Consider the following 25094-nt stretch of genomic DNA (forward strand, 5'->3'; position numbering starts at 1 on the left):
TCATGCCGCGCGGCCGTACCGCCGCGCCAGCCCCTTGCCGCCCGTCAGTCGGTGCACGATCGCATAGCCGAGCAGCGCCGCCCCGGCCCCGGCCAGCGAGCCGAACGCGACGGTGGGGATCAGCTCGTACGGCGACGCGCCGGCCCGCAGCCCGGACCACCGGTCGATCCGCAGCGCCGTCCCGGCGGCGGCGGCCGCCGCGACCGCACCGAGCGCGGCGGTCCTCGCCCGCCGGCCGAGCGGCTGCACCGGCCCCGGTCCCGTCCGCGGCCCCGTCCCGGGCCCGGGATGCGCCGCGCGCCGCCGCAACTCCCGCACCAGCCAACGGGCGAGGAAGCAGAGCGCCACCGCGGACGAGCCGTACTGCAGCACGGTGTACAGCGGCTGGCCGGCGATCACCGTGCGGTCCAGCACCGGCAGCAGCCGCACCCCGGCCCGGTCGTGGTGGGTGAAGGCGTCCCAGCCGACGTGCGTCGCGGCACCCAGGGCGGCCGAGACCGCGAAGGCGCCCGCGGTCCCTGCGGAACGGGCCGGTGCCGGGGCGTCCGGGGCCCCGGCCCACCGCGCCGGCAGCAGCGCCAGCAGCGGCACGCGCAGCAGCCCGTGCCACAGCCCGGCGAGCACGGCGGCGATCAGCACGTCGACGGTGGGCACGCCCCACCAGGCGTGCGTCACCGCGCCGAAGCCGAACACCCCGGGCACCGCGGAGTCGGCGAAGTACGGCATGTCCGGTGCGACCGACCCGGCGACCAGGGCGGATGCGACGAGGGGCCCGCGCCCGCGTCCCCGGACGATCAGCGGCAGGACGGCGGCGGGGTGACTGAGGGTGAACGGCACCGGGTCAACCTACCGGCCGCCACCCTGGCGCGACCGCGCAGCGGGCCCGCCCGGAAAACGGTTGACCGGCCGTCAGCCGCACCCTATTCTCGACCACCGGCGCACCGAGCGCCCCGCCCGCCGCGAGCGGAGAAGGGAGGCACCGCGATGTACCCCACCCACACACCGGCGCTTCCCCATGCGAACACCCGCTAGGCCGTAGAGCCCGGGGAGCGCCTGCCGACCTGCTTCGGAGGCAGCGTGCGCATCCGTCCCACCGTCGAGTCCGATCTCGACCGTGTCCTCTCCTGCACCGTCACGGCCCCGGTCAGCTGGGCCGACCCCGACCGCTACCGCCGCTTCCTCGCGGACGGCAGCTACCGACCCGCCCACACCTGGATCGCCGAGGACGCCGACGGCCGGCTCCTGGCCCGCGCCGTCTGGTGGACCTTCCCCGACGGTGACCGTCCGCTCGCGCTGGACTGCGTCTGGGTCGACGACGGCGTCGCCGACCCGACGGCCCTCGCCGCCGAACTGCTCACCGCCGCCCACGCGGCTTTCCCCGGGGGCGGGTTGCCCGAGTTCCACATCTTCCTGCCGCCCGCCTGGCGCGAGGACGCGGCCGTCCGCGCGGCCGTCGGGTGGCGGCGCGAGGTCGCCGCCCGTGCAGGCCTGACCGGCGAGCTGGAGCGGCTGCGCTACGAGTGGACGCCCGGCGGTCCGGTGCCGGAGCCCACCGGGCGCCTGGTGTTCACGGAGGCCGGTGACGAGGAGTTCACCGAGGTCTTCCGGCGGGTCGCCGTCGACAGCCTGGACGACGACACCCGGCGCGGCCTGCTCCGGCTCGACGCGCAGGCCCAGGCCGAGGAGACCCTCGCCGACTACCTGCGGATGCCCGGCGACCGGGCCTGGTGGCGGCTGGCCCGCACACCCGGCGGTGAACTGGCCGGATTCGCCATCCCGTCGGCCAACAACGGCGGCCCGGTGGTGGGTTATCTCGGGGTGCTGCCCGAGCTGCGCGGCCGCGGTCTGGTCGACGACCTGCTCGGCGAGATCACCCGCAGCCACGCGGCCCGCGGCGCCGTCCGGATCGGGGCCGACACCGATGCCGGCAACGGGCCGATGGCGGCGGCGTTCGAGCGGGCGGGCTACCGCACCTTCGGTGTCCGGCTGGTCCTCTCGGGCCCGGCCGGGGCTTCCTGACGTCACCGGTGCGGCCGGGGCCCGGGGCCCCGGCCGCACCGGTCAGCCGACCGCGTCCGCGGGTACGGCCGCCGCGGGCCGTTCGCGGACCACCGGCGAGAACCGCACCGGCAGGTTCACCAGGGCCCGGTGGAAGGGCCCCGGACGCCAGATCAACTGCTCTTTCGGCAGGGCGAGTTCGAGATCGCTCAGGCGGCTGGTGAGCTGTTCGACGGCGGTGATCGCGATCAGCATCGCGGGGTCGCGGGCCGGGCAGGAGTGCGGCCCGGCCCCCCAGGAGAGGTGGGCGCTCTCGCCGCTGCGCAGCTGCCCGTCGTCCGCGGCCGGCGCGGTGCCGGCGTTCGCCGCGGCGTACGAGACGAGGACGAGCTGCCCGGTGTGGAGCCGGCGCCCGTGGAACTCGATGTCGTAGCGCGGGTAGTGGGCGGAGAGGATGCCCAGCGGCGGGTCGTGCCAGAGCACTTCGTCGATGGCCTGGTGGGCGGTCATCGCGCCGCCGAAGAGCGAGCCGGCGTACCGGCCGTCGGTGAGCACGCGGAGCAGGGCGTTGCCGATGAGGTTGGTGGTCGGCTCGTGCCCGGCGCTCATGACGAGGGTGATCTGCCGTACGACCTCGTCGTTGTCGAGGTCGGCGGGGTGGGTCAGCAGCCACGAGGTGAGGTCGTTGCGCGGGCGTTCGCGCCGTTCGGCGACCATCGCGGTGACCACCGCGACGAGGTCGGCGTACGCGGCCTGGGCCCGGGCGGCCGACTCCATCATGCCGGCCATGCCGGCGACCAGCCGGTCGCTGTGCTCCGCGGGCACGCCGAACCACGTGTTGAAGACGAAGAGCGGCAGCCGGCGGGCGTACTGGGCGATGAGGTCGGCGGTGCCGGTGCCGTCGAAGCGGGAGATCAGGTCGCCGGCGACCGTGGTGACGGCGGCCTGCAGGGTGTGCGGCTCGATCAGGGCGAGACCGTCGGTGATGACCTGCCGGTAGCGGCGGTGCTCGTCGCCGTCGCTGAAGAGCGCGGTGGGCCGGTAGCCGAGGATCGGGAGCACGGGCGAGTCGAGGGGCAGCGGCGGCTGCCGGTTGCGGGGGTCCTTGGAGAAGGTGTCGGTGTCGCGGAGCACGTCGAGCGCGGCCTGGTAGTCGGTGACGAGCAGGGCCTCGACGCCGGGCGCGATCATGACGGGCGCGGACGCGCCGTGCCGGCGCAGCCGGGCGTAGACGCCGTGCGGGTCGGCGGCGAAGTCCGGGCCGTACAGCGGCTCGGGCTCGGGCGCGGCCTCGGGCACGGGCTCCGCCGCGGACCGCGGTACGGCCTCCGGCGCGGGCGGGCCGGGCGGTGGGCCGGGCGGTGGGCCGGGCCGGTGGTGGTCGGGCTGCGGGTCGGTGGGGGTCACCGGGGCTCCTGGGGCAGGTTGCGCAGGACGTGTTCGGCCAGGGCGATGAGCGCGTCGATGCTGCCGGCGCGTTCGCGGGCGTCGCACACCACCAGCGGGGTGTCGGGGTGCAGGTCGAGGTGGGCGCGCAGCACCTCGGGGGAGTGGTCGGGCGCGTCGGGGAAGCGGTTGACCGCGACCGCGTACGGCAGGCCCTGCTCCTCGATCAGGTCCATGATCTCGAAGGACTCGGCGAGGCGCCGGGTGTCCATGAGGACGAGCGCGCCGAGGGCGCCGCGGGCGATGTCGTGCCACAGCGGGAAGAACCGCCGCTGCCCGGGCGTGCCGAAGAGGTAGAGCACGAGGTCGTCGGGCACGGTGAGGCGTCCGAAGTCGACGGCGACCGTGGTGGTGGTCTTGTCGGGCAGCCCGGCGATGTCGTCGACGGGTGCTCCGGCCTCGGTCATCACCTCCTCGGTGTGCAGGGTGGGGATCTCGGACAGTGTCCGGATCAGGGTGGTCTTGCCGACCCCGAAGGGACCGGCGACCAGCACCTTCATCAGGGTCTGCTGCTGGTCGGGCAGGTAGCCGACCCGGCTAGCGGAGGGTGCGGAGTCCAACGAGGAGCCTCTCCACGAGGGCGTGGTCGATCTGCTGGGCACGGGGGATCGGGGTGCGGGCCTGGAGCTTTCCGGCGTCGACCAGGTCGGCGGCGAGGAAGCCGGTGGCGCTCACCGGGAGCCGCAGGTGCGCGGCGGCCTCCACGAGGGTGAGCGCCCCGGCCCGTAACAGCTCGTGCAGCGACCGGTGTTCGGGGCCGAGGTCGTCGGCCGGGCTCGGGTCGACCGCGGTGAGCACGGTGAGCCGGTCGAGCGACGCGTGGCCGGGCCGGGCCCGGCCGCCCGTCGCCAGGTAGGCGGGCACCATCCGCCGCGGGGGGAGGCCGGTCATGTCCGGCCGGTGGCGTCCGGCTGCCGTGCCGGGCTCGCCAGGGCCCGGGCCAGGGCGGCCACCTGCACCTGCATCTGGTAGGCGATGTTGCCGAGCTGGGCGTCCGGGGCCGCGAAGACCGCGAGCGAGGTGTTCTGCCCGGCGGGCACGACGATCGCGAAGCCGAGGTCGGACTCGACGACGGTCTGCGCGAGCTTCGGCTTCTCCTCGTCGGTGAACGCGGTGGTGAACGCGCGGCTCGCGGCGTGCAGGGTCGCGGTCATCGCGGCGACCCGTTCGGCCGACGCCCGGCTCAGATCGGGGGAGGCGCCCTCGACCAGGCCGTCACCGGTCGCGATCAGCGCGTGCTGCACCCCGGGCAGCTCCAGGAGGGGGGTCAGCACCCACGAGATCTCGTCGGAGACGGGGCGGCGGGTCGTGCTCACTGGTCTGCTCCTTCATTCGGTACGGGGGTGGGCGCGGTACCCGCGACGGCTGCCCGTCCCGAGCCCGTGCCCTGCTGCAGCGCGTGCCAGCGCGCGGCGGCCTCTTCGGGGGTCCGCCCTGCGGGCGGTTCCGGCACGTCGTCGGTGACCGGCTGCTGGTGCTGCGGCCGCCGGCGCCGCCGGCTGGGCAGCCCGTCGGTGTCCGGCCCCGGCACGGCGGCCAGGACGGGGGCACCCGGCACGGCGCCCGGCACGGTGGCCGGCCCGGCCGCGGTGCCGGCCCGCACGGGCTGCGGCGCCAGGATCGACAGCGTCTGCTCGGAGTCGACGACGGTCACCAGGGCGGCCGGGATGCGGATGATCGTCCGCATGCCGCCGTACGGGGACGGCTCGATGTGGCAGGTGAAGCCGTACTGCCGGGCGAGGCCGCCGGCCACGGCGAAGCCCGCCTTCGGGGGGTTGCCCAGCTCGGTCAGCAGCACCTTCGGCGGGCCGGCGAGGAGGCGGCGGGCCCGGCGCAGCTGGTCCTCGTCCATGCCGATGCCGCTGTCGTCGATGACGACGAGCGCGCCGCGGCCGCCCTGCTGCAGCGTGACGGGCACCTCGGTGTCGGGGTGCGAGTAGGCGGTGGCGTTGGCGAGGAGCTCGGCGACGGCGACGGCGAGCGGCTCGGCGGCCCGGGCGACGACGGCGAGGCGCGGCTCGCGCAGGTGGTTGGCGACCTTGATCCGGGGATAGCCGGGCACCCGGGAGAGGGCGCCGGCGACGACCTCGGCGAGCGGCGAGTCGGTCCGGGCGAGGCCCGGCCACGCCTCGCAGAGCACGGCGACGGTCTGGATCCGCCGCAGGGCGACCTCGTTGCGGAAGTCGACCTCCAGCAGGCGCGGGTCGTCGTTCTCGTGCTGCAGCTGCTGCACGAGGCTCTGCACCTGGTAGAGCAGCGTCTGGATCTTGGAGGTGGCGCCGCGCATGGTGGCGCGGGCGGCGGCGTCGACCCGGTCGCGTTCGCCGAGCACGGCGGCGGCGGAGGCGTCGAGCACGGCCTTGAGGGCGAGTTCGGCGTCCTCGCCGACGCGTCCGGGCTCCAGCAGGGCGGGCACCGGGGCGGTGGGGTGGGTCAGGGCCATGGCGGCCGCGGGCAGCCGGTGCTCCGCGAGGTGGCCGATCTCCGCCAGCAGGGCCCGGATCCGGTCCCGGGCGTCCTGGGCGTCGGCCTCGCTGCGGGCGAGCCGGGCGCCGACGGCGCGGCCGTGCTCCTCGCTGAGGTGGAGGCTGTGGGCGAGCCCGGCCTCGGTGGTGCGGGCGTGCTCCTCGCAGCGGGCGAGCCGTTCCTCGGCGGCGGCGGCCCGGCGGGTGGCGCGTTGCCGGGCGCGGGCCATGACACCCGCTCCGGCCAGGGCGGCGGCGCTGACGGCCGCCGGTGCGAGCAGGGCGATCTGGGTCATTCGGTGTCCTCCGTCGGACGGGGACGTGCCTCCGGTGCGGGCCGTACGGGCACGGCCGGAGGTCGGTCGGGGGGAGGGGAGGTGCGTCGGGTGGTGCCACCGGCGGGCCCGTCGTGCGGGTCCGCCGGTACGGGCGGTGGGGCCGGTCCGCGCCGGGGTCGGGCGCGGTGCGGGCCGTACGGGTGCGCGGCGGGTGCCCGCGCGGCCGGGCCGGGGTGCGGGCCGGGGGTGGTGCGCGGTGGGTGCTCGCGCGGTCGGCCCGTGGTGCGGGCCGGGGGTGGTGCGGAGGTGCCGGAGCCGTGGGGGTTCCGGTGCGGCCTCCGGCGGTTCGGGTCGGGGCCGGGCGGGGTCAGACGGTCAGCCGGTCGGGGCCGGCCTCCCGGTTCCGCTGGACGGGGAACCGTGCCGCCTCCAGCTCGGCCGCCACGGTGGCGACCTGGGACATGACGTCGATGATGCCCGGCTGCTCCGAGCCGTCCAGGTGCCGGTACTCGGCGGCGATGGTCACCACCAGGCGCTCGGGCAGGCCGAGTTCGGGGTGCCGCTGCTCGGCGATCACGGTGCGGGCGGCGTCGAGGGCGGGTACCCCGGCCGCGTGCAGGGCGTGCGCCCGTTCCTGGACGTGGGCGAGGTGGGCGATGTGCTCCTGCACGCCGGCCCGGTCGAGGACGGGTCCGTGGCCGGGCACGACGATCTCGGCGCCGGTGGCGAGCACCTGCCCGCAGGCGTCGATGACGTTCTGCAGGGGCCCGGCCCAGTGCACGGGGTGGTCGCCGGGGAAGTCGGCGGTCGAGCCGAAGATCACGTCACCGGCGAACACCGCGTTCTGGCGCGGCAGGTGGACGATCAGGTCGCCCTCGGTGTGGGCCGGCGGCAGGCCGATGACGTGCACCGGGTGGTCGCCGACCTTCAGTTCCAGTTCGCCGCGGAACATCAGCGTCGGGTGCACCGGGCCGGTCTCCGACCAGTCGAACCCGCCGAAGTGCCGTGCGAGGTACCAGCCGAGCGGTGACGCCGGGTCGCCGCCGGCGATCAGCGCGTGCTGCTGCTGCGGGGTCGGTTCGTAGTGGATGTGCTCCATCGCCTCGCGGGTGGCTATCACCTCGGCGTCCGGCAGCACGACGGCCCCCCACAGGTGGTCGCCGTTGGCGTGGGTGGCGATCACCCGGTCGATGCCCACGCCGGGAGCCAGCCGGGCGCGGCTCTCGGTGAGGAACTCGCCTGCCAGCGAAGGGTCGTAGGGGGCGTCGATCCAGGCGGCGGTGGTCGACGACGTGAGCAGGCCGCAGTTGGCGAGACCCCAGCCCCGCTTCGGCGGAAGCCATACGTACAGGTCTTCGGCAATAGCGCGTATGTTCGCCCGGCTCGTCGTCATGGCGGAGATTATGCCGATGTCCTGTCACGGAGGGGCCCGAACCCCCGAGATCGGCGAAGGTCCGCCGCAGGCCGGGGCCGTGGAGGGCAGGCCGCCGCGCGCTCCGCACCCGCCCCGCGCACCCCGCGCACCCCGCGCGGACGGGGCACCGCACCGGCCCGCGGCCGCGGTGCTGCCCCGTGCTCCGGCGGCCCGCCCCGTCACGGTCGCGCGGCCCGGCCCGGCGCCCGATCCTGGGAGCACAGGCATGCGGCCGCCCACCGGGCGCGGCCGCCGGAACGGGTCCGCCCAGGGAGACCATCGATGACCATCGCCGGAGACTGGTACAACGAGTTCGGCTCGCACATGCACCTCACCGCTGACCCGTCCGGCGGCCTCACCGGCACGTACGAGTCGGGCGCCGGCCATGTCGCCGGCCCGTACGAGCTCACCGGGCGCCACGACGGTCCGGCCGCGCCGGGCAAGGGCACGGCGGTCGGCTGGACGGTCGCCTGGCGCAACCGCGGGGGCGACGCCGGGTCCGTCACCAGCTGGAGCGGCCAGCACCTGGAGGAGGACGGCACGATCCTCGCCACCTGGCTGCTCACCCGGTCGGCCGCCGCCGACGACATCTGGGAGTCGACGGTGGTCGGCCAGGACGTCTTCACCCGGTACGCCCCCGGCCCCGAGGACGTCGAGCGCCAGCTGCGCGGCCGCCGCCCGTCCTCCCACCCCGCCTCGCCCTGACCTCCGCCCTGACCTTCGGCCGCCGCCCCGGACCGCCCGCCCCGGACCGCCCGCCCCGGACCGCCCGTCCGGCCGTCGGGCCGGCCCGGGGCGGCGGCCGAGCCCCGCGTACCGGCCGGTAGCCGGTCCGCGTACGATCGTCGGGCCATGGAGAACACAGCCACCGCCACCGCCACCATCACCAGCTACGTCGCCGTCGGGGACTCCTTCACCGAGGGCATGTGCGACGACCTGCTCCCCGGCGGCCGCTACCGCGGCTGGGCCGACCGTGTCGCCGCCGCCCTGGCCGCCGAGCGCGCGGGCGAGGGCCTGCGGTACGCCAACCTCGCCGTCCGCGGCAAGCTGATCGGCCAGATCTGCGACGAGCAGGTCGGCCCGGCCGCGGCGGTCGGCGCCGACCTGGTCACCCTCGCCGGCGGCCTGAACGACGCGCTGCGCCCCGGCTGCGACATCGCCCACGTGCGGGAACGCCTCGGGGCCGCCGCCACCGCCCTGCTCGACGGCGGTGCGACCGTGGTGCTGTTCACCAGCACCGACCCCAGCCGCCGGATGCCCGGCAGCGCCCGGCTGCTGCCCGCGATCCTCGACCTCAAGGCCTTCGTGCAGGACCTCGCCCGCGACTCGGGCGGCCGCGCGGTCGTCGTCGACCTCTTCAGCGCGCCCTGCTTCGACGACCCCCGGCTCTGGGCCGACGACCGCCTGCACCTCTCGCCCGAGGGGCACCGGCGGGTCGCCGTGGCCGTGCTGGAGGCCCTGGGCCGGCCCGCCGCGGAGGACTGGCGGGTGCCGCTGCCACCCGCAGCCCCGCCCGGCCGCCTCGCCCGGATCCGCGCCGACCTCCGCTGGTTCGGCGGCCACGTCGGTCCGTGGATCGGACGCCGCCTCAGGGGCCGCTCGTCCGGCGACGGCATGACCGGCGCCCACTTCGACGCCGCGCGCGACGCCGCCGTCCCGACGGTGATCACCTGGCTGGGCCTGCCGGCGGCGGGCGAGCGCCCCTGGACGGACGACCTGCCGGGCACCGGCCGGATCTGCACCGCAGGCTGACGCCCGACAGCGGCAGCGGCAGCGGCATCGGCGTCGGCGCGGCGGGCACCTCCACGGCCTGCGCCCGGTCTGCGCCCGGTCTGCGTCCGGCGTACGTGCGGGTACGTGCGGCGTACCTGCCGCGTGCGTCCGGCGTTGGGCCCGCGGAAGGAGGGGCAGAATGGACTCAGCAAGCCCGACGGAGTCCGGAGCGATCCCATGTCCCGACCTCGCACGATTCCGGAGCCCTGTCCGGCTCCGCTGAACGGCGCCCTCGCAGCCGTGATCGACGCGAGCGGCGACGTCGTCGTGTGGACCGGCGGCGCGGCCGCCCTGCTGGGCCGCCCGGCGTCCGAGGTGACCGGCCGGCCCGCCCGCGCCCTGCTCGGCCGCCGCCGGTACCCGCGTACGGGTGAACCGCTCGGCGGCGCCGCAGGCGGCCGGGTGCTCGCGCTCCGTCACCACGACGGCCACGACGTCGACGTCTGGGTGCGGCTGCTCCCGCTCAGCGGCTCCGACGGCGTGCTCGCCCTCGGCCTGGGGATGGACACCCTGGAGGAGTGGCGCGACGCCGTCGCCCCCGCCCGCACCCTCTTCGCCCAGGACGCCTGGCAGGTCGCCGTGCACGACCCGGACCTGCGGGTGCGGCGCGCGAGTCCCGCCCTGACGTGGACCGATCCGCAGCCGGGCGCCGACCCCGACCCCATGCGCGCCATGACCTGGCCCGAAGGCGCCGGTACCGCGGCCGACCTCCTCCGGGAGGTCGTCGAGACCGGCCGCGTGGTGGTCGGCGCGTCCGGGGTGCTCCACAACCGCCGTCCCGGAAGCCCCGACCAGGTCTTCTCGATGACGGCCCTGCCCCTGCACGACCTCGCCGGGCGCATCGACGGCGTGCTGTCGTCGCTGGTCGACGTCACCGACCGCTACCAGTCGATCCGCCGGCTCGACCTGCTCTACCGCGCGTCCGGCAGCATCAACGACAGCCTGGACGTCCGCCGCACCGCGCAGCACCTGGTGGACATCCTCGTCCCCGCGCTCGGCGACCTCGCGGCGGTCGAGATCGCCGAGTCCGCCCTGCACGGCGGCGAGCCGTCCCGCCGGGTCGAAGGCCTCCAGGGCGACTTCCGCCGGATCGCGACGAAGCACGAGCACGGCCCCTGGCCCGCCGGCCAGATCCGGGCGGGCGAACTGCTGCCCCCCATCCCCGACCAGCCCGGCTTCCGGCACCTCGAACGCGGAGAGGTGCTGATCTCCGACGACCGCCGCCAGTACATGGCCTTCCTCGGTGACGCCCCCGAGGCCGGCCGGATGGTGCCCGACGACCTGCGCGCCTCCATCGGCGCCGCCCTCGTCGCCCGCGGCCTGGTGCTGGGGTACGTGCAGGTCTACCGCACCCGGCGGCAGCACTCCTTCGACGGCCAGGACGCCAAGCTCCTCAAGGAGATCGCGGCCCGCGCGGCGCTCGGCATCGACAACGCCCGCCGCTACACGCGCGAGCACCGCACCGCCGTCATGCTGCAGAACAGCCTGTTGCCGCCGGCCTCCGCCAGCACCGCCGCCACCGAGACGGCGGGGGTCTACCTGCCGGCCCAGGGCGACGCGAGCGTCGGCGGCGACTGGTTCGACGTGATCCCGCTGTCCTCGCTGCGCACCGCGCTCGTGGTGGGCGACGTCATCGGGCACGGCCTCCGGGCCAGCGCCACCATGGCCCGGCTGCGCACCGCCGTGCAGACCCTCGCCGACCTCGACCTGGGCCCCGACGAGGTGCTGGCCCGCCTCGACGACCTCGTCCAGCGGATGGCCGGGGAGGCCGAGAACCCGGACACCGTGGGCGCGTCCTGCCTGTACGCGGTCTACGACCCGGTGAGCCGCCGCTGCCTGGTCGCGAGCGCGGGCCACCCCGCGCCGGTCGTCGTCGGCCCGGACGGCACCACCACCCTCGTCCGGCTCGTGCCGGGCCCGACCCTCGGGGTCGGCGGGATGCCGTTCGAGGTGACGGAGATCGAGCTGCAGCCCGGCAGCGTGCTGGCCCTGCACAGCGACAGCCTCGTCGAGCTGGCCCGCGGCGGCTCCGGCGGCTCCGGTGCTCCGGGTGCGTCGCAGGCGGAGGCGCCGGCCCCCGGGGGCGACGGCTCCGACGCCGACGGGGCCAACGACGGCGACGGGGCCCACGGCGCCGGGGCGGCCGAGTACGCGCTCGCCGCGCGTCTCGGCGCGGCCTGCCTGCCGGGCCGGCCGCTGGAGGAGGCCGGCCGCGACGTCATCGAGGCCGTCCGGTCGGCCCGTCACCGCGTCGACGACGACATCACCCTCCTGCTCGCCCGGACCCGGGCCGTGCCGGCCGAGTCCATCGCGACCTGGGAGTTCCCGCCGAACCCGGCGGCCGTCTCGGGCGCCCGCGAGGCCGTCCGCGCCCAGCTGGAGGCATGGGGGCTGGAGTTCCAGGCGTTCAGCACCGAGCTGGTGGTCAGCGAGCTGGTCACCAACGCGATCCGCTACGCCGACGGGCCGGTCGGCCTGCGGCTGGTCCGCGACCGCGTCCTGGTCTGCGAGGTGACCGACTCCAGCAACAGCCAGCCCCGGCTCCGGCACGCGCGGACCACGGACGAGGGCGGTCGCGGGCTGTTCCTCGTCGCCCAGGTCACCAGCCGGTGGGGCAGCCGGTACGGCGCGTCCGGCAAGACGATCTGGACCGAGCAGGCCCTCGACCCCGAGCAGGCCCTCGACCCCGAGTAGGACCGGGCCCCGCGGGCGGCTGCGCACCGGGTGTGCAGCCGCCCGGCGTGCCGAAACGCCGGTCAGGACGCAAGCTGGTGATCACCCCATCGGACGTCTGTGTCCACGGCCCCACCCGGTTGTCGGGGGGTGGGCGGGGCGGAGCGGAGGAAGCGTGTTCCAGCTGCTGTGGATCCTGTTGATCGGTTTCGTGCTCGGCGTGATCGCCAAGCTCATCCTGCGTGGGCCGCAGTCCATCCCCTGGTGGCTGACGATGCTGCTCGGCGCCTTGGGCGCCCTGCTGGGGAACGCCGTCGCCGGGTGGCTCGGCGTCGCCCACACCGGCGGCGTGGACTGGACCCGCCATCTGTTGCAGATCGGCTTCGCGGTCGCCCTGGTCGCGGTCGCCGCCCCGATGTGGACGCAGCGGAAGGGGCGCTGACCGTCCGCGCACCCGCCCGCCCCGCCACGGGGTCCGGCCGGCCCGTCCGTGGTGGACGGGCCGGCCGGGGTGTTCCGGGGCAGGGGCGGGGGCGGGTCTCAGGCGCCGGTGGTGACCGTGACGGTGGTGAAGCCGAGGGAGCGCAGCAGTCCCTGCAGCATCGCCGTGGTGTTGGTCTCGGCGGTGGTCGTCAGGGCGGTGTCCTTCGCGGCGGCCTGGATCTTCTCGGTGGCGAGGATCTCCAGCTTCTGCTGGTCGCCGGGGTTGCCGGAGAAGAAGTCGCCGATGCGGTCGAAGAAGCCGCGCTGCTGCGAGAAGACGTACGACTTGCGGACGTCGAGCGCCGTGTCGGCGAGCTGGGCGTGCGGCAGCACGATGCTCGCGGTGCGGCGGTCCTCGGAGACGGTCACGGCGCCCTGCTGGAGCGCGCCGAGGTCGACGTACGCGCCGACGGTGCCGGCGGCGACGTAGAGCGTGCGCTTGCCGAGCACCTGGGACGGGAGGAACTTCGCGTCCTGGTCGAGGTCGACGATGACCTGGAAGTTGCCGGTGGCCGCGGTGTAGCGGCTCATGTTCTGGATGGACTTGAGGAGTGCGGGCTGGCTGCGGTCGATCTCCTGCCGGGCGAAGGGGTCGGGCAGGCCGGGTATCAGGTCGAGTCTGGCCGCGGCGAACAGCACCGCCAGCACGGCGGCGAGGGCGATGGGCAGGCCGAAGTACCAGGGCAGCCGCCGCCCGGGGGAGCGGTCCCGTCCGGCGGGGCGGCGGTCACCGGGACCGTCCGACCCGGCCCTGTCGCCCGACACGTCGGGGTCGTCGTGGGAGTCGGACCTGTGGTCGTGTGCGGACGGGCGGGCCATCGCGGGGCCTCTCTGACGTCGGTGTGAGCACGGTGATCCGGCCCGGCCCCATTCTCCCCCCGAACTCCTCGTGCATCCCTCTCCGTTGACGTCCTGGTACCTGCTCGGTGACCTTCCGGGTCACTGCGCCCAGGGCGGGCCGACGACCGTGCCGTCGGGGAGCGTGGCGCGGAGGCCCGCGGTGGTGGTCGCCCAGGCGGCGGCGGTGTCCGGCCCCGGGTTGTCGATCTTCAGGGTGGTCCCGGCCGGGGCGACCACGGTGTCGCCTGCTTCCAGGGCGGTGGTGTCGCCGTCCAGGGTGACGACGGGGGTGCCGGTCAGGACGTGGAGGACCTCCTCCTGGTCGATGGTGTGCTCGACACCGGTGACGCCGGCCGGGATCTCGACCCGCCAGCACCGCAGCCGGTCGGCGCCGGTGGCGGCGGAGGCGTACGAGACGAAGCTTGCCCCGTGCAGGGTGTGGACGGTGGCGCGGTCGGTGGGGACGACGGGCATGGCGGGCCTCGGTCTTCCGTGAGGAGGTGGTGAGCGGTGGGCTCCCCCATATCGTCAAGCTTCTTGACGATATGGTCAAGCAGATTGACTACTTTCGGGGTCCGGATCCGCAGGAGGGGGCATGGCTAGACTTCCCGGCATGGATCCGACCGTCGCCCGCACCCTTCCGCCGCTGATCCTGGGCCTGGCCGCCGACCTGGTCGGCGCGATCGACCAGGGGGTGCGAGACCGCGGCTTCGGCGACGTCAGGCCCGCGCACGGCTTCGCCTTCGTCCGCCTGGCGCCGACCGGGGCGACCGTCGGCGAACTCGCCGAGCACCTCGGCGTGACCAAGCAGGCCGCCAGCCAGATGGTCGAGGAACTCGTCCGCAAGGGGTACGTGGAGCGCAGGCCGCACCCCGGGGACGCGCGGGCGCGGCTGGTCGTCCTCACCGAGCGCGGCTGGTCCTGCACCCGCGCCGCCGACGCGGCCGCCGCCGACGCGATGGGGGCGTGGGAGGCCGTGCTCGGCGGGCAGCGCCTCCGGCAGCTCACCGCCGACCTGGCCGGCCTCGCCCCGAGCGGGCGTCTGCGGCCCGCCTGGTGACGGCCGGTCCGGTGACGGCCCGCCTGGTGGTGGCCGGTCCGGTGACGGCCGGTCGAACCTCCGCCCGGGGCGTCCTCAGGCGACCCGGATCGGCCCCCGCCGGGTGGCCGGTGCCTCCTGGATCGCCGGCACCGGCGAGACCGAGGCCCGCCACAGCCGCGCGGCGGACCAGAGGGAGGCGCTCAGCAGCAGCCCGTTGCGCGCGACGATCACCAGCGCCGGCTGCCAGCCGCCCTTGATCATCGCGTCGAAGAAGAGCGGGTAGTCGATGGTGGTGACGCCGACCGTCAGCAGGATCAGCACGGCCACCGGCCGCTGCGAGGAGCCGCGCACGGTCAGGCAGACCGAGGCCAGGCCGATCAGCCAGATGAGGTACTGGGGACTGATCACCCGGCTCGTCACGGTGAACAGCAGCACCGCCGTCAGCGCCGCGTCGTACGGCAGCGCGGCGCTCCAGCGCCGGGCCCGGAAGCGCCACAGCAGCAGCCAGCCGAAGGCCAGCGCGGTCAGCACCAGGGAGACCCTGGCGATGAGGTCGACGTGCGGCCCCAGGAACTCCAGCGAGCCGTAGTGCATCTCGACCTCGCCCGGCCAGCCCAGCTCGCGGGCCACCTGCAGCGCGCTGCCGCCCAGCGACTCGATCTCCACGCCGCGGCCGCGCTGGGCCGTGAGGAAGTCGAACGCGCCGTCGAACATCGTGGCCAGGACGAGCAGCAGCGCCAGCGCGGAGGCGCACATCGCCGCCCACGCCTGCCGGGTGCCGCGCCCGCGCGGCGCACCGAGGACGACCAGGGCGGGCCACACCTTCACCATCGCGCCGATCCCGGCGAGCGCCCCGCCCGCCCGCGGCCGGCTCGGCATGAGCAGCAGGGCCGCCATCGCGAGCGCCGTCACCGGCAGGTCGTACCGGCCGTACGGCAGGCCCAGCATGAGGGGCAGCGAGAGCGCCCACATCCACGCGCCCGCCGTGGAGCGCCCCCGGTGCACGCCGCCGCTGCGCCGCAGCGAGACCCTGACCAGGGCCGCCTGGGTGACGGCGTCGGTGACGAGCATCAGCACCACGAACGCCTGCAGGTAGGTCAGGAACGGCAGCAGGTCCGGGCCGAGCATGGCCAGCGCCGCGCCCGGCGGGTACTGCCAGGTCACGTCGCCGACCGGGAAGTGGCCCTCGCGCAGCACCTCGTACCAGCCGAAGTAGGTGCGGTGCACCTCGATGGCCTGCTCCGCCTTGCCGGAGCGGAGCATGCCGATCATGACCAGCCGGGAGGCGGCCCAGTACCCGGCGAGCGCGAGCGCCTCCCGCGGCCAGGTGGCGGGCCGCGTCCAGCGGAACGGTCCGGCCAGGGGGACGCCCCACTGGGTGACCGGTGTCGGGGCCTGAGCCACCATCGCCTCCACGAGAACGTGCGCATGCTGGGATCTATCTCATATCAGACAAATCCGGCCTCGTGATCACGGTGCAACCGTGTGTCACCGGCCGTCAGCACAACGCGCCACCACGCCCGCGGGACACGGCCGGGCCCGTTCCGTCCGTCGCACCTGCCAGAATGCAGGGCGTACCAGGAGGAACCCCGGGAGAAGGTGGCAGGCTCCGTGACCATGCCGGTCGAACGCACAATCGCCGAAGAGCTGGGCGTCCGCGAGGGGCAGGTGAAGGCGGCCGTCGACCTGCTCGACGGCGGCTCGACCGTGCCCTTCATCGCCCGCTACCGCAAGGAGGCCACCGGCGCGCTCGACGACGCCCAGCTGCGCACCCTGGAGGAGCGGCTGCGCTACCTCCGCGAGCTGGAGGAGCGCCGCACCGCCGTCCTGGAGTCCGTCGAGGCGCAGGGCAAGCTGGACGACGCGCTGCGCGCGCGGATCCTCGCCGCCGACTCCAAGGCCCGGCTGGAGGACATCTACCTCCCGTACAAGCCCAAGCGGCGCACCAAGGCGCAGATCGCCCGCGAGAACGGCCTGGAGCCGCTCGCCGACACCCTGCTCGCCGACCCCTCGCACGACCCGGCGACGCTCGCCGGCGGCTACCTGAACGAGGCCGTCGCCGACACCGCCGCCGCGCTGGAGGGCGCCCGCGCCATCCTCGTCGAGCGCTTCGGCGAGGACGCCGACCTCGTCGGCTCGCTCCGCGAGCGGATGTGGACCCGCGGGCGCATCGTCGCCACCGTCCGGGAGGGCAAGGAGCAGGACGGCGCGAAGTTCGCCGACTACTTCGCCTTCGCCGAGCCCTTCACCAGGCTCCCCTCGCACCGCATCCTCGCCCTGCTGCGCGGCGAGAAGGAGGAGGTGCTGAGCCTCGACCTCTCCCCGTACGACGGCGAGGACGGCGACCTGCCCGGCGAGAACGACTACGAGCAGCGGATCGCCGCGCGCTTCGCCGTCGCCGACCGCGGCCGCCCCGGCGACCGGTGGCTCACCGACACCGTCCGCTGGGCCTGGCGCACCCGCATCCTCGTCCGCCTCGGCATCGACCTGCGCACCCGGCTGCGGCAGGAGGCCGAGGACGAGGCCGTGCGCGTCTTCGCCGCCAACCTCCGCGACCTCCTGCTGGCGGCCCCCGCGGGCACCCGCGCCACCATGGGCCTCGACCCGGGCTTCCGCACCGGCGTGAAGGTCGCGGTCGTCGACGCCACCGGCAAGGTCGTCGCCCACGACACGATCTACCCGCACCAGCCCGCCAACAAGTGGGACGCGGCCCTTGCCGGCCTCGCGGTTCTTGCGAAGAAGCACGCCGTCGACCTCGTCGCCATCGGCAACGGCACCGCCTCCCGCGAGACCGACAAGCTCGCCGAGGACCTGATCAAGCGCCACCCCGAACTCTCGCTCACCAAGGTGATGGTCTCCGAGGCCGGCGCGTCGGTGTACTCGGCCTCCGCGTTCGCCTCGCAGGAACTGCCCGGCCTGGACGTCTCCATCCGCGGCGCGGTCTCCATCGCCCGCCGGCTCCAGGACCCGCTCGCCGAACTCGTCAAGATCGACCCCAGGTCGATCGGCGTCGGCCAGTACCAGCACGACCTCAGCGAGCTGAAGCTCTCCCGCTCGCTCGACGCCGTCGTCGAGGACTGCGTCAACGCCGTCGGCGTCGACGTCAACACCGCGTCCGCGCCGCTGCTCACCCGCGTCTCCGGCGTCACCGGCACCCTCGCCGACAACATCGTCGCCCACCGCGACGCCAACGGTCCCTTCCGCACCCGCAAGGCGCTCAAGGACGTCGCCCGGCTCGGCCCCAAGGCGTTCGAACAGTGCGCCGGCTTCCTCCGCATCCCCGGCGGCGACGACCCGCTCGACGCCTCCGCCGTGCACCCCGAGGCGTACCCGGTCGTGCGGCGCATCCTCACCGCCACCGGCGGCGACCTGCCGGCGCTGATCGGCAACAGCGGCGCACTGCGCGCACTGCGCCCGGCCGACTTCGCCGACGACACCTTCGGCGTGCCGACCGTCACCGACATCCTCGGCGAGCTCGACAAGCCCGGCCGCGACCCGCGCCCGGCCTTCAAGACCGCCACCTTCAAGGAGGGCGTCGACAAGATCGGCGACCTGGAGGTCGGCATGGTGCTGGAGGGCGTCGTCACCAACGTGGCCGCGTTCGGCGCCTTCGTCGACGTCGGCGTCCACCAGGACGGCCTGGTGCACGTCTCCGCCCTGTCGAAGACGTTCGTCAAGGACCCCCGCGACGTCGTCAAGCCCGGCGACATCGTCCGGGTCAGGGTCACCACCGTCGACGTCCCCCGCAAGCGCATCGGCCTGACGCTCCGTCTCGACGACGACACCACGCCCCGCGGCGGCGGCGGCGGCGAGCGCGGCGAGCGGACGGAGCGGGGCGACCGCGGCGGCGACCGCAGGGACCGGGGCTCCCGCCCGCCGCGGCAGGACCGCCGTGGCGGCGCCGACCGCGGTGCCGACCGCGGCGCGGCCCAGCCGGCCGCCAACTCGGCCATGGCGGACGCCCTCCGCCGCGCCGGCCTGACCCGCTGACCCGACGGCCCGGCGGGGGAAGGGGCGCCTGCCGCCCTCCCCGTCGGGCCACGGCAGCGCCGTCGTGCGGTCCGCGGTCACCCCGCGGCCCGGTCACCCCACGGCCAGGTCACCCCGCGGCCCGGTCGCCCTCCGGGACCGCCCGGGGACGTTCAGTGCCCGTGCGCGTGGGACTCCACGGCCAGCGCCACCAGCTCGCCCCACCACGGCTCGCGGCCGCGCACGAGCAGGTGCTGCGCCTCCGCCGGGGCCATGGCCCGCACCTCGACGACCTGTTCGCCGTCGTCGGGGTTGGTCGGTGCGGAGTCCACCACGACGTCGGCCCAGCCCCACAGCCACGCCTTCTCCGGGTGCGGCTGCCACGGGCGGTACGGCTCCGGGTGGTCGGTGACCGCCCGGTGGGCGCCGATCCAGACCGGCGGCCCGGTCAGCCGGGCCCCGGCCTCCTCCCGCAACTCCCTGGCCAGACACGACTCCACCGACTCCGACGCCTCGCGGGTGCCACCCGGGAGGAACCAGTGCCCGCGGGTGTCGCGGCAGAGGACGACCCCGCCGTCGGTGAAGCCCACCACATGGATGTTGGTGATCAGCCCGTCCGGCGGGAGCTCGGTCGAGAACTGTGCGTCGATGCCGCCCCACGCCCAGCGCTGCGGGGCGTGCAGGTGCGGGAACCGGGCCGCCAGGGCCGCGAGTTCCCCTGCTCTGTCCGTGGTGTCCGTCATTGATCGATCCTAGTCGTCCGGCACCCCGACCGGCGTGTGTTCACGTCACGCGTCGGGCCCGGGGAGGACCAGTTCGTGCCCGGTGGTGGCATCCACGTGCCCCGGGACGTCCTCGTGCCGGTCGCCGACCGACAGCGTGCCCGAAGGCTCGAACATCAGAATGGCCGTGGGGCGCGGCGCGAACGGCCTGTGCTCGACGCCGCGCGGCACGGTGAACACCGACCCCGCGGGCAGGGTCACCGTGCGCTCGCCCTCCGGCTCGCGCAGCCCGATGCGGAGCTCGCCGTCGAGCACGAGGAAGAACTCGTCGGTGGACTCGTGGACGTGCCAGACGTGTTCGCCCTCGACCTTGGCGATGCGCGCCTCGTAGTCGTTGACGCGGGTGACGACGCGCGGGCTCCACCGGGCGTCGAAGGTGGCCAGGGCCTCGGACAGGGCGATCGGTTCGCTGCTCATCCCCCCATCCTGGCCGTGCACGCCCGGCCCGGTGAGTGCTAGACATCGCACATGGCGCAAGAATCCTCGCAACCCCGCCACCACCCGCCGGCCCGGACGGGCCTGCACCGGGTCGTCGTCCTCGTCGACGAGAACTCCAACCCCTTCGAACTCGGCTGCGCGACCGAGGTCTTCGGCCTGCACCGGCCCGAGCTCGGCCGCGACCTCTACGACTTCACCCTCTGCTCCGCCCACCCCCGCACGGCCATGCGGGACGGCTTCTTCACACTCACCGGGGTGGCCGGGCTCGACGCCGCCGACACCGCCGACACCCTGATCGTGCCGAACCGCCCCGACACCGACGTGCCGCGCCGCCCGGCCGTGCTGGACGCCGTCCGCCGGGCCCACGCCCGCGGGGCCCGGCTGGTCGGCTTCTGCAGCGGCGCGTTCACCCTCGCCGAGGCCGGCGTGCTCGACGGACGCCGCGCCACCGCCCACTGGCAGTGGGCCGACTCCTTCCGCGAGCGGTTCCCCGCCGTCCGCCTCGAACCGGACGTGCTCTTCGTCGACGACGGCGACATCCTCACCGCCGCCGGCAGCGCCGCCGCCCTCGACCTCGGCCTGCACATCGTGCGCCGCGACCACGGCGCCGAGACCGCCAACGCGGTGAGCCGCCGCCTGGTCTTCGCCGCCCACCGCGACGGCGGGCAACGGCAGTTCGTCGAACGCCCGGTGCCCCGCATCCCCGACGACTCGCTCGCCCCCGTCCTCGCCTGGGCCCAGGCGCGCCTCGACGCACCCCTCACCGTCGCCGACCTCGCCGCCCGGGCCGCCGTCAGCCCCGCCACCCTGCACCGCCGCTTCCGCGCCGAACTCGGCACCACCCCGCTCGCCTGGCTCACCGGCGAACGCATCACCCTCGCCCGCCGGCTCATCGAACGCGGTGAGGACCGCCTCGACGTCGTCGCCCGCAGCAGCGGCCTCGGCACCGCCGCCAACCTGCGGGCCCGGCTGCGCCGCGAGACCGGACTCAGCCCGACCGACTACCGCAAGCGCTTCGGGCGCGGCTGACACCGCACCCGGCGGCCGGAGCCGCCGGTGTCACCAGGCGGCTTCGCGGTAGTCCTTGAGGAAGACGCCGGAGACCGGTGCGCCGGCCTCGCCGCGGACGATCGGGTCGTAGATCCGTGCGGCGCCGTCGACGACGTCGAGCGGCGTCCGGAATCCGGCGGCGGCCTTGCGGGCCTTCACCGGTGCCGGACTCTCGTCGGTGATCCACCCGGTGTCGACCGCGCACATGTGGACACCCTGCCGGGCGAGGCCGACGGCGCTGGTGCGGGTGAGCATGTTGAGGGCGGCCTTCGCCATGTTGGTGTGCGGGTGGTCCTGCGTCTTGTTGCGGACGGCGAAGCGGCCCTCCACGGCCGTGACGTTGACGATGTACCGGCGGGGGTACGGGGAGGCCAGCAGCAGGGGCAGCAGGCGGTCGCAGAGCAGCGCCGGCGCCAGCGCGTTGACCAGCTGCACCTCCAGCACCTCTGCCGGGTCGAGCGAACCGAGCTGCGCGGACCACGAGTTGTCGGGTGCGGTGTCGGGCAGCAGCCCGGCCTCGTCGGCGTCCGCCGGGAGGACCTGCCGGGGAAGGGCGACGGGCGGCGGTGCGGCCTGCGGCAGTTCGGCCCCGGGGGGTGCGGTCCGGCGGGGTCCGGGGATCCGGGAGGCGGTCTCCAGGCCGGCGGTCGGCCAGGCCGGGGCGAGCGCGGGCATCGGACGGAACCCCGGGGCGTGCAGCACCCGCGCCCCCTCCGGGAGGCCGTCCTCCTCGCCCGCGGCGAGCAGGGCGTACGCCTCCGGCAGCCGGCGGACGGTCTGGGCGGCGTTGTTGACCAGGATGTCGAACGGCTGCCCCTCCGCGTGGAGCTGCTCGCAGAGGCCGAGCACCTGGCGCGGATCCCGGAGGTCGATGCCGACCACGCGTAGCCGGTCCCACCAGGCGTCGCTGCCGGGGACGGCGCGGAAGCGGCGCAGGGTGTCGGCGGGGAACCGGCTGGTGACGGTGAGGTCGGCGCCGTCCCGGAGCATCATCAGCGCCAGCTGGAAACCGATCTTGACCCGGCCGCCGGTGAGCAGCGCGCGGCGGCCGCGCAGGTCCGTGCCGAGGGTGCGGCGTGCGGTGTTCTCGGCCGCGCAGGACGGGCAGAGCCGGTGGTAGAAGGCATCGACCTGACGGTATGTCGACTTGCAGACGTAGCAGTGGTGGGCCCGTATCAGCGTGCCGGCCGGGCCGGGGCCTGCGGTCCCGGGGAGGGGCGCGTCCTCGCGCCGGTCGGTGGCGCCGGTGGCGGTGCCGGCGATGACCGCGGCGTCGGACACCCGGGCCCGGTCGTGCGCGGCCTGGCGCCGACGGCGCCGGCCCTCGCGCAGGAAGATGTCTGCGAGCTTCTCCGCGCGGACCCGCGCCGGGTCGTCGGCGGACAGGAGGCGGAGCCGGGCCACCAGGCTCTCGAACCCGGCCAGGTCGTCCTCGGACAAGGTGTTCTGCGGTGACACTGGCCCTCCGTTCCCGGCGTCGGCGGCGGCCCCGGCCGGTGGCGCGGGGGCGCTGGACACACCCGGGACGACCGCGTGGGAACCCGGCCGCCCGGGCGGTGTCCCGGAGCCTAGCGACCGCGCGGACCCGGCCGGAATCGATTTTGGCCCGGTGCGGCTATCCGACCGGCGCTCCGCCGACCGGCGCGGACGGCGCGGACGGTGGGGACGGCGCGGGGACGGTCATGATGCCGAGGGTGCCGCCGGGCGGGAACAGGCCCGCCCGGACCACGGTCAGGAAGAGCGGCCCGAGCAGGTCGAGCAGCCGGCCGGTGCGCTCGGCGCCGAGGGCGTCCCACGGGCCGGAGGCGAGGCGGTCGGTGAGGAACTCGACGTCGTTGCGTCCGGCCCGGCCCCGCTCGGTGGCGCGGCCCTCGGCGTCGACCCAGCCGCGTACCGCGAGCCGTTCGGTGGCGGCGGCCCACTCCTCGTCCGTCCAGCCGCGGCCGGCGAAGTCGGCGACCGCGACCGCGCCGGTCGCCGCGAGCGAGACCAGCGACTCGCACGGGTCGAGCCCGGCCGCGAGCAGGGCCGCCAGGTGCCCGTCGCCGCGGTGCTCGCGCAGCACGGTGGCGGCCTGCCAGAGCACCAGATGGGGTTCGTCGGGCCAGGGCAGTGCGGCGTTGGCGGCCGCCAGCGGCCGTCCGGCGCACGACGCGGCCTCGGCGGCGGCACGTGCGAGGACGGCCGCCTCGGCCAGGCCGGGGCTGTCGGTGACACCGCCCGGCAGGTTGCGGTAGAAGGCGTCCACGGCCCGCAGCCGGGCTGCGAGGACGGCTTCCGGGGTGGCCGTCGACCAGGCCGCCGGGACGTGCCGGGACACCGTCGCGGGGCTGAATCCGTAGCAGACCGCGGTGGTCAGTGCAGCACTCGCCGCCCCCAGCGGAGCGGTGCGCCAGGCGAAGTACGACGGCCAGCGGGTGTCGGTGGCGAAGCCGAGCGCCGCGGCCTCGGCGTACATCTCCGGGGCGTAGTAGAGGACGGCGTGCAGCGGTTCGAGGTGGTGCCAGGCGCGGCGCGGCAGCGCCCGTTCGGTCGTCATCGGTGGCACTCCCGCAACTCGGTTGGGCCAGAGGGTAGTACCGGAGGCGCCGCCGATCCAGTGGGCCGACACGGCGTCGGATGCGTCACCGGTCCGTGCTGCCGGCCTGCGCGGTGTCGAGGCGTGCCCGCTGCTCCGGGGTGAGCACCAGCTCCCAGGCGTCCAGCGACTCGTCGAGCTGGGCGGGCGAGGTGGCCCCGACCACGGGCAGCACCGGCAGGTCGCCGCCGAGCAGCCAGGCGAGGACGACCTGCCCGGCGGTGGCGCCGGTCTCCGCGGCGATCTCCCGCAGGGCGGCCAGCCGGGCGGTGGAGTCGGGGTGGTCGAACGCCGCGGGCACCGGCTTGGCCGGGTTCGTGTAGGCACCGGTGAGCAGAGGGGTGTAGGCGAGCAGGGTGAGGCCGGGGTGGGTGCGGGCGTAGTCGAGGAGTTCGGCGGAGGCGTGCAGCCCGGTGCCGAAGGTCGCGCCCGGCCGCGGCCGGAGGTAGGTGTACTGCTGCTGCACGCAGCTGTACCCGGCGAGGCCGGACCGTTCCGCCAGCGTGCGGGCGCGTTCGATGCGCCAGGTGGTCTGGTTGCTGACGCCGAGGACGTCGACGGAGCCCTCCGCGACGAGACCGCCGAACGCGCCGACGGTCTCCTCCAGCGGCACCGCGCGGTCCTCGATGTGCCCGTACAGCAGGTCGATCCGGTCGGTCCCGAGCCTGCGGAGGCTGCCCTCGACCGCCCGGCGGACGGCCCGCTCGGACAGTCCCTCCGCGGTGGCGGGCCACGTGCCGGGGCCGTCCGGCCGGGCGCCGACCTTGGTGGCGAGCACGATCGCGTCCCGGAGGCCCCGGTCGGCGAGCCAGCGGCCGATCACCCGCTCGCTCTCGCCGCCGTCGGCGCCGTCCTCCCAGAAGGCGTAGCAGTTGGCGGTGTCGACGAACGTGCCGCCGCGCTCCACGAAGCGGTCGAGGATCGCGAACGCGCGGTCCTCGGGCACCCGGGTGCCGAACGGCATCGTGCCGAGACAGAGGGTGCTCACGAGGGGGCCGGGGGTGCCGTCGGCGCGGCGGCCGAGGGTGCGGGTGGGGGTGCGGGTGCTGACGGGCACGACTGCTCCAGGGCGGGAGGGCGGGAGGGCGGGAGGGCGGGAGGCCGGGAGGCCGGGAAGGGGCTCCGGGGACGGGCTCCGGGAAGGGGCTCCGGGGACGGGCAGAACCCTTCCAGCTGGACCGCACTCCAGGTCAAGACCGTTCGGGCGGTGGCATGATCGGCGTCATGACCACCACCGACCGCCTGACGCCGGCGGAGGCCGTCCGGCAGTCCGGCTTCAGCCTCGACACCCTGCGCTACTACGAACGGATCGGCCTGCTCGGCACGTTGGAGCGCTCGCCCGGCGGCCGGCGCCGGTTCACCCCCGACGACCTGGAGTGGCTCGGCGTCCTGCGCTGCCTGCGGGACACCGGCATGCCGATCGCCGAGATGCTGCGCTACGCCGGGCTCGTCCGGGCGGGGGAGTCCACCCTCGCCGAGCGGGTGGAGCTCCTGGAGGCCCACGACGTCCGGGTGGAACGGCAGATCGCCGGTCTGCGGGCGCAGCAGGGCCGGATCCGGGCAAAGATCGGCTACTACCGGACGCCGAAGGACGGCCCGCCGCCCGCGCCTTGACTTCGAGCGCACTCCAACCGGCAGGGTGGGTGCACGACGGCACCACGTGATCCCGAAGGAGTTCCACGCATGCGTACCACCACGCTCGGCAGCGGCGGCCCCCAGGTCGGAGTGATCGGCCTAGTACTGCAACCGCATCTGGGCGTGACTGTGGGTGTGGACGCTCGTTGGTCTGACTGTGTGCCTATGGGGTGACGGTTGAGCAGGTCGAGTCGTGGTCCGAGGGGATAGCCGGGTTCCATGCCCGGTTC

Annotated in this window: 24 protein-coding genes; 9 read left to right on the plus strand and 15 right to left on the minus strand. The window is 75.3% G+C overall.

What is annotated here, in order from left to right:
- Entirely contained in the window at positions 1 to 837 is an 837-nt protein-coding gene (locus SNE206_RS08220; protein WP_407912699.1) for a DUF4184 family protein, read from the minus strand.
- 240 nt (positions 838 to 1077) lie between these two features.
- On the opposite strand from SNE206_RS08220, the gene SNE206_RS08225 reads away from it, so the two are divergent.
- Positions 1078 to 2019 carry a GNAT family N-acetyltransferase gene (locus SNE206_RS08225; protein ID WP_407912700.1) on the plus strand — a complete coding sequence of 314 codons (942 nt, stop codon included), beginning with the start codon at positions 1078 to 1080 and terminating at the stop codon, positions 2017 to 2019.
- Positions 2020 to 2061: 42 nt separating this feature from the next.
- Here SNE206_RS08225 and SNE206_RS08230 read toward each other — a convergent pair whose 3' ends face one another.
- The 6 genes from SNE206_RS08230 to SNE206_RS08255 all read right to left on the minus strand — a co-directional run bounded on the left by SNE206_RS08230 (position 2062) and on the right by SNE206_RS08255 (position 7580).
- Positions 2062 to 3297 carry a cytochrome P450 gene (locus SNE206_RS08230; RefSeq protein ID WP_407912736.1) on the minus strand — a complete coding sequence of 412 codons (1236 nt, stop codon included), beginning with the start codon at positions 3295 to 3297 and terminating at the stop codon, positions 2062 to 2064.
- 104 nt (positions 3298 to 3401) lie between these two features.
- The gene (locus tag SNE206_RS08235) at positions 3402 to 4004 is read right to left on the minus strand and encodes a GTP-binding protein (RefSeq protein WP_407912701.1); all 603 of its coding nucleotides are present in this window, start codon (positions 4002 to 4004) and stop codon (positions 3402 to 3404) included.
- Entirely contained in the window at positions 3982 to 4335 is a 354-nt protein-coding gene (locus SNE206_RS08240) for a DUF742 domain-containing protein (RefSeq protein ID WP_407912702.1), read from the minus strand. The genes SNE206_RS08235 and SNE206_RS08240 overlap by 23 nt, the downstream gene beginning before the upstream one ends.
- Positions 4332 to 4760, minus strand: coding sequence for a roadblock/LC7 domain-containing protein (locus tag SNE206_RS08245; protein WP_407912703.1), 429 nt, complete (start codon positions 4758 to 4760; stop codon positions 4332 to 4334). The genes SNE206_RS08240 and SNE206_RS08245 overlap by 4 nt, the downstream gene beginning before the upstream one ends.
- Positions 4757 to 6205 carry an ATP-binding protein gene (locus tag SNE206_RS08250; protein WP_407912704.1) on the minus strand — a complete coding sequence of 483 codons (1449 nt, stop codon included), beginning with the start codon at positions 6203 to 6205 and terminating at the stop codon, positions 4757 to 4759. The genes SNE206_RS08245 and SNE206_RS08250 overlap by 4 nt, the downstream gene beginning before the upstream one ends.
- Positions 6206 to 6554: 349 nt before the next feature.
- Positions 6555 to 7580, minus strand: coding sequence for an MBL fold metallo-hydrolase (locus tag SNE206_RS08255; protein WP_407912705.1), 1026 nt, complete (start codon positions 7578 to 7580; stop codon positions 6555 to 6557).
- Between the two features lie 303 nt (positions 7581 to 7883).
- Between SNE206_RS08255 and SNE206_RS08260 the strand changes: the two genes are divergently transcribed.
- The 4 genes from SNE206_RS08260 (at position 7884) to SNE206_RS08275 (ending at position 12489) form a co-directional block, all read left to right on the plus strand.
- The gene (locus tag SNE206_RS08260) at positions 7884 to 8306 is read left to right on the plus strand and encodes an avidin/streptavidin family protein (protein ID WP_407912706.1); all 423 of its coding nucleotides are present in this window, start codon (positions 7884 to 7886) and stop codon (positions 8304 to 8306) included.
- A gap of 147 nt (positions 8307 to 8453) precedes the next feature.
- Entirely contained in the window at positions 8454 to 9353 is a 900-nt protein-coding gene (locus SNE206_RS08265) for an SGNH/GDSL hydrolase family protein (protein WP_407912707.1), read from the plus strand.
- Between the two features lie 198 nt (positions 9354 to 9551).
- Entirely contained in the window at positions 9552 to 12068 is a 2517-nt protein-coding gene (locus tag SNE206_RS08270; RefSeq protein ID WP_407912708.1) for a SpoIIE family protein phosphatase, read from the plus strand.
- A 154-nt stretch (positions 12069 to 12222) separates the two neighbouring features.
- Positions 12223 to 12489, plus strand: a complete 267-nt coding sequence (locus SNE206_RS08275) for a GlsB/YeaQ/YmgE family stress response membrane protein (protein WP_407912709.1) — start codon at positions 12223 to 12225, stop codon at positions 12487 to 12489.
- A gap of 98 nt (positions 12490 to 12587) precedes the next feature.
- On the opposite strand, the gene SNE206_RS08280 is transcribed toward SNE206_RS08275, so the two are convergent.
- On the minus strand, positions 12588 to 13349 hold the full coding sequence (locus tag SNE206_RS08280; protein WP_407912710.1) for a DUF4230 domain-containing protein: 762 nt from the start codon (positions 13347 to 13349) through the stop codon (positions 12588 to 12590).
- A gap of 120 nt (positions 13350 to 13469) precedes the next feature.
- A complete protein-coding gene (locus SNE206_RS08285) occupies positions 13470 to 13844 on the minus strand; it encodes a cupin domain-containing protein (protein WP_407912711.1) in 375 nt (124 codons plus the stop codon).
- Between the two features lie 139 nt (positions 13845 to 13983).
- On the opposite strand from SNE206_RS08285, the gene SNE206_RS08290 reads away from it, so the two are divergent.
- Positions 13984 to 14430 (plus strand): MarR family winged helix-turn-helix transcriptional regulator, encoded by a 447-nt coding sequence (locus SNE206_RS08290; RefSeq protein WP_407912737.1) that lies wholly within the window; start codon positions 13984 to 13986, stop codon positions 14428 to 14430.
- A gap of 75 nt (positions 14431 to 14505) precedes the next feature.
- Here SNE206_RS08290 and SNE206_RS08295 read toward each other — a convergent pair whose 3' ends face one another.
- A complete protein-coding gene (locus SNE206_RS08295) occupies positions 14506 to 15819 on the minus strand; it encodes a glycosyltransferase 87 family protein (RefSeq protein WP_407912712.1) in 1314 nt (437 codons plus the stop codon).
- Between the two features lie 210 nt (positions 15820 to 16029).
- Between SNE206_RS08295 and SNE206_RS08300 the strand changes: the two genes are divergently transcribed.
- On the plus strand, positions 16030 to 18402 hold the full coding sequence (locus SNE206_RS08300) for a Tex family protein (protein ID WP_407912738.1): 2373 nt from the start codon (positions 16030 to 16032) through the stop codon (positions 18400 to 18402).
- Positions 18403 to 18554: 152 nt separating this feature from the next.
- Here SNE206_RS08300 and SNE206_RS08305 read toward each other — a convergent pair whose 3' ends face one another.
- Together SNE206_RS08305 and SNE206_RS08310 are read right to left on the minus strand one after the other, a co-directional pair.
- Entirely contained in the window at positions 18555 to 19124 is a 570-nt protein-coding gene (locus SNE206_RS08305) for an NUDIX domain-containing protein (protein ID WP_407912713.1), read from the minus strand.
- A gap of 45 nt (positions 19125 to 19169) precedes the next feature.
- A complete protein-coding gene (locus SNE206_RS08310) occupies positions 19170 to 19580 on the minus strand; it encodes a cupin domain-containing protein (RefSeq protein ID WP_407912714.1) in 411 nt (136 codons plus the stop codon).
- A 51-nt stretch (positions 19581 to 19631) separates the two neighbouring features.
- Here SNE206_RS08310 and SNE206_RS08315 point away from each other — a divergent pair, with 51 nt between their 5' ends.
- The gene (locus tag SNE206_RS08315) at positions 19632 to 20630 is read left to right on the plus strand and encodes a GlxA family transcriptional regulator (protein ID WP_407912715.1); all 999 of its coding nucleotides are present in this window, start codon (positions 19632 to 19634) and stop codon (positions 20628 to 20630) included.
- Positions 20631 to 20660: 30 nt separating this feature from the next.
- Here SNE206_RS08315 and SNE206_RS08320 read toward each other — a convergent pair whose 3' ends face one another.
- From SNE206_RS08320 to SNE206_RS08330, 3 genes are all read right to left on the minus strand, one after another.
- On the minus strand, positions 20661 to 22109 hold the full coding sequence (locus tag SNE206_RS08320) for an SDR family oxidoreductase (RefSeq protein ID WP_407912716.1): 1449 nt from the start codon (positions 22107 to 22109) through the stop codon (positions 20661 to 20663).
- A 157-nt stretch (positions 22110 to 22266) separates the two neighbouring features.
- A complete protein-coding gene (locus SNE206_RS08325) occupies positions 22267 to 23190 on the minus strand; it encodes an SCO6745 family protein (protein ID WP_407912717.1) in 924 nt (307 codons plus the stop codon).
- A gap of 85 nt (positions 23191 to 23275) precedes the next feature.
- Positions 23276 to 24286: an aldo/keto reductase gene (locus tag SNE206_RS08330; RefSeq protein ID WP_407912718.1), complete on the minus strand. Its 1011-nt coding sequence runs from the start codon at positions 24284 to 24286 to the stop codon at positions 23276 to 23278.
- A 167-nt stretch (positions 24287 to 24453) separates the two neighbouring features.
- On the opposite strand from SNE206_RS08330, the gene SNE206_RS08335 reads away from it, so the two are divergent.
- Complete coding sequence (locus SNE206_RS08335) at positions 24454 to 24843, plus strand: MerR family transcriptional regulator (protein ID WP_407912719.1); 390 nt, start codon at positions 24454 to 24456, stop codon at positions 24841 to 24843.
- Positions 24844 to 25094: the final 251 nt, after the last annotated feature.

The sequence above is a fragment of the Kitasatospora sp. NE20-6 genome (genome assembly GCF_045862635.1).

Bases quoted from the DNA above. Each gene is read 5' to 3' on its own strand.
- SNE206_RS08240 (WP_407912702.1), bottom strand. From the start codon at position 4,335: ATGACCGGCCTCCCCCCGCGGCGGATGGTGCCCGCCTACCTGGCGACG.
- SNE206_RS08250 (WP_407912704.1), bottom strand. From the start codon at position 6,205: ATGACCCAGATCGCCCTGCTCGCACCGGCGGCCGTCAGCGCCGCCGCC.
- SNE206_RS08255 (WP_407912705.1), bottom strand. From the start codon at position 7,580: ATGACGACGAGCCGGGCGAACATACGCGCTATTGCCGAAGACCTGTAC.
- SNE206_RS08260 (WP_407912706.1), top strand. From the start codon at position 7,884: ATGACCATCGCCGGAGACTGGTACAACGAGTTCGGCTCGCACATGCAC.
- SNE206_RS08265 (WP_407912707.1), top strand. From the start codon at position 8,454: ATGGAGAACACAGCCACCGCCACCGCCACCATCACCAGCTACGTCGCC.
- SNE206_RS08270 (WP_407912708.1), top strand. From the start codon at position 9,552: ATGTCCCGACCTCGCACGATTCCGGAGCCCTGTCCGGCTCCGCTGAAC.
- SNE206_RS08280 (WP_407912710.1), bottom strand. From the start codon at position 13,349: ATGGCCCGCCCGTCCGCACACGACCACAGGTCCGACTCCCACGACGAC.
- SNE206_RS08285 (WP_407912711.1), bottom strand. From the start codon at position 13,844: ATGCCCGTCGTCCCCACCGACCGCGCCACCGTCCACACCCTGCACGGG.
- SNE206_RS08290 (WP_407912737.1), top strand. From the start codon at position 13,984: ATGGATCCGACCGTCGCCCGCACCCTTCCGCCGCTGATCCTGGGCCTG.
- SNE206_RS08295 (WP_407912712.1), bottom strand. From the start codon at position 15,819: ATGGTGGCTCAGGCCCCGACACCGGTCACCCAGTGGGGCGTCCCCCTG.
- SNE206_RS08300 (WP_407912738.1), top strand. From the start codon at position 16,030: ATGCCGGTCGAACGCACAATCGCCGAAGAGCTGGGCGTCCGCGAGGGG.
- SNE206_RS08305 (WP_407912713.1), bottom strand. From the start codon at position 19,124: ATGACGGACACCACGGACAGAGCAGGGGAACTCGCGGCCCTGGCGGCC.
- SNE206_RS08310 (WP_407912714.1), bottom strand. From the start codon at position 19,580: ATGAGCAGCGAACCGATCGCCCTGTCCGAGGCCCTGGCCACCTTCGAC.
- SNE206_RS08315 (WP_407912715.1), top strand. From the start codon at position 19,632: ATGGCGCAAGAATCCTCGCAACCCCGCCACCACCCGCCGGCCCGGACG.
- SNE206_RS08325 (WP_407912717.1), bottom strand. From the start codon at position 23,190: ATGACGACCGAACGGGCGCTGCCGCGCCGCGCCTGGCACCACCTCGAA.
- SNE206_RS08335 (WP_407912719.1), top strand. From the start codon at position 24,454: ATGACCACCACCGACCGCCTGACGCCGGCGGAGGCCGTCCGGCAGTCC.